A 3,115-nucleotide genomic window follows, 5' to 3' on the forward strand; every position below is an offset into this window, starting at 1 on the left:
CTTATAATAATGGAGGTTTTGTCTTATGAGTCAAAGAATTGCCTACTATGATATTTCGCCTGATGGTATGAAAATTATGATGGATATGGAGAAATACACGAAGAAATCCTCAATTAATCGCGCTGTTAGAGAGCTTATAAAAATTAGAGTCTCTCAAATTAATGGTTGTGCTTATTGTATCGATATGCATACTTCTGACGCCCGAAAATTAGGTGAAACCGAGCAAAGAATTTATTGCTTAAATGCTTGGAATGATTGTGATTTTTATACTCCTGAAGAAAAAGTTGCTTTGGAACTATCGGAGCATATTACTCTCATTCCTACTAAAAGAGTTCCTGAAAATCTATACAACCGAGTACGTGAATACTTTGACGAAAAACAATATGTTGATCTTGTGTTAATCATTAATCAAATAAACAGCTGGAATCGAATTTCTATTGCGATGGGCAATACCGTAATAAAAAAATAACACTCATCCACCAAACAATATGCGATCGATTTAGTTAATTGTAAAATTAAATACACCCTATATAAAAACACAGTTGGTTATTTCCCCCACTGTGTTTTTGATTTTACTATCTCTAATCTGTATTCTAATATGTTAATCATTTTCTTCTAAAGTTTGAATACGTTTTTCGCTGTTTTCCACATCATTAAACTTTAACTACATCTCTTTTTTTAACAACCTTCCTTGCTTAAAATAAACCCCAAGTGTAGAACGATTTGCTAAAAACACACCAATCAAGATTAAACAAGCACCAATTCCCATTGTAGGATTTAATGGTTCTCCTAATATAAAATAACCTACAATAACAGCAATTAATGGAGATACATATAACCACGTTGATGGAAATACTGGATTTGTTTTTGATAAGAGCCAGTAATATAAGCCGTGTCCGCCGATAGACCCTACAAATATGAGATATAAAATTGGCCATTGTACACTCCAAGATGTTAAGACTGTTAGATTAGGCTGTTCCATTACAACAGATACAATTAACAGCAAGATTCCCCCATAAAACATTTGAATACCGTTAATGAGAAATGGTGATACGTCCGGTAAATCTGAAAGTATTTCTTTTGAACGAATAGAACCTATTCCATAAAATAACTCTCCTACTAATATAACCAGGCAAGCGATACTCCATATTAATGTAAGTTCTTGATGCATTCCAGGTAAAGAAATACCAAAAACGCCAATGAGTGCGATAACTAAAGCAACAAGTTGTTCTTTTTGCAATTTTGTTTTATTTCTCTTTGATTGCAATAGTAAAATCATCATTGGACCTGTTGCGGATAGTACTGCAGCTAATCCAGAAGAAATATATTGTTCAGCCCAGTAAAGGGTCGCAAATGTCATGAAAGTTAAACAAAAACCAGCATATATAATACGTTTTGATAATAAGTAAGGCCTAATATCCTTTCTCTTTAATTTAAAAATAATAATGAGAATAAGGCCCGCTAAAAAGAAACGAATTCCAGCTGAAAATAATGGTGGTGCGCCCGCTTCTATTCCAATTTTTATCGTTAAAAATGTCGTTCCAAAAATAATACATACTAAAATATAATTTAAAATGACCATTTGTCTTCCTCCTTTTCACTCTTGAAATGAGTATAGAGGATATGGTGTATAACAGTGTATCCACGCATATAACAGTTGAAAAAAATATAGTTGATTGTCAGAATGTTTTTCGCTTTAATTAAATTAAAAAGAAAAACAGGTGATTCTATGAAGATAGTACTACGTAAAGAATCCAACATACCATATTACCAACAAATATATATGCAAATTGTTGAGAGGATTCAAAGCCGGATGCTTACACATGGCGATTACCTCCCTTCTTTACGTTCTATGGCCGATGATTTACAAATTAGCTTATTAACAGTTCGTAAGGCATATAAAAAGTTAGAAACAAAAGATTATATACGGATCGAGCAAGGAAAAGGTGCCTATATACATAAACGAATAAGAAAAGATTTCAAACCAATTCCGTATCAATGGCAACAAACGAAATCTATTAATGTTATGCGTTCTCAATATGTAATGAACCAACACCGTAAATATTTCGATTTTTCACAAGCGATCCTGTATCCACGTTTATTACCAAATCCATTTCTTTCAGATGAAATGCTCAAATTACTTAATAAAGATCAAATGATTTTAGCAACTTACGGACCTGTTCAAGGCGATAAAGAACTTAGAGTGGAAATAACGAACTACTTAAAAGAACACCAACAATTAGTTATAGATCCATCTCAATTATTAATTACAAGTGGTGCCCAGCAAGGAATTGATTTAATCGCTCAAACATTATTAAAGCCCGGAGACTTAGTTTTAGTAGAAAGTCCATGTTATGGAGCGGCGCTTGATGTATTTGTTAATAAAGGAGTTCAAATTATCCCTGTTAGTCTTGATAACAACGGAATTCGCTCAGACTTAATCGATGATATTTGTCAAAGGAAAAATCCTGTCTTGTTATATGTGAATCCTACTTTTCAGAATCCAACAGGTACTTTGATGAGTAAAGAACGAAGAATAGAGCTTGTAGAACTAGCAGAGTTATATAACTTCTTCATTATTGAGGATGACTCTTTCGGAGAAATTTATTTTGAGGATGCTATAGTACCTCCCCCCATAAAAAGCTTTGATACAAATGGTCATGTTATATATTTAAAAGGATTTAGTAAAACGTTAGCACCAGGCCTTCGCATCGCGGCGCTTGCAGCTGAAGGTCCTATTTTTGAATGGTTATATGCAGTGAAAGCTTCTATGGATATTGGTAGCCCTTTATTAACGCAGAAAGCACTACTTCCTTTTTTACGGGCGGAACGAATGAAAAATCATTTAGAAAAATTACGTACAGCTTTACAAATTAGACGTGATTTAACAATTGATATATTATCTCCATTAAAAGAATTAGAATTTGAAATACCTAATGGTGGATTTAACTTATGGGTTACACTCCCTCGGTCAATCGACCCTTTTACATTATTACAAAAAGCGAATGAAGTAGATGTTTCTTTTTTACCCGGAACAGCTTGTCTATTAAACCATGAAAATCAATATAATCATTTACGAATTAGTTATTCAATGTTAAATGATAAAGATATGTTG

The 3,115-nt window shown here is 33.0% G+C and carries 3 protein-coding genes; 2 read left to right on the plus strand and 1 reads right to left on the minus strand.

Going from position 1 to position 3,115, the window contains the following annotated elements; translation table 11 throughout:
• Window positions 1-25 precede the first annotated feature (25 nt).
• Window positions 26-469 (plus strand): carboxymuconolactone decarboxylase family protein, encoded by a 444-nt coding sequence (locus AB3X48_RS20010; RefSeq protein ID WP_016104941.1) that lies wholly within the window; start codon window positions 26-28, stop codon window positions 467-469.
• A 195-nt stretch (window positions 470-664) separates the two neighbouring features.
• Here the strand turns inward: AB3X48_RS20010 and AB3X48_RS20015 are convergent, their stop codons facing one another.
• Window positions 665-1,582, minus strand: a complete 918-nt coding sequence (locus AB3X48_RS20015) for a DMT family transporter (protein WP_016104940.1) — start codon at window positions 1,580-1,582, stop codon at window positions 665-667.
• 147 nt (window positions 1,583-1,729) lie between these two features.
• On the opposite strand from AB3X48_RS20015, the gene pdxR reads away from it, so the two are divergent.
• Window positions 1,730-3,115: MocR-like pyridoxine biosynthesis transcription factor PdxR (gene pdxR, locus AB3X48_RS20020; RefSeq protein WP_367959856.1), on the plus strand; the 1,386-nt coding region annotated here is incomplete at its 3' end.

It is taken from the genome of Bacillus sp. S4 (genome assembly GCF_040838205.1).
GTDB classification, from domain to species: domain Bacteria; phylum Bacillota; class Bacilli; order Bacillales; family Bacillaceae_G; genus Bacillus_A; species Bacillus_A cereus_U.

Excerpts from the sequence above, each read along its gene's own strand:
- AB3X48_RS20010 (WP_016104941.1), top strand. The coding sequence starts at position 26 with ATGAGTCAAAGAATTGCCTACTATGATATTTCGCCTGATGGTATGAAA.
- AB3X48_RS20015 (WP_016104940.1), bottom strand. The coding sequence starts at position 1,582 with ATGGTCATTTTAAATTATATTTTAGTATGTATTATTTTTGGAACGACA.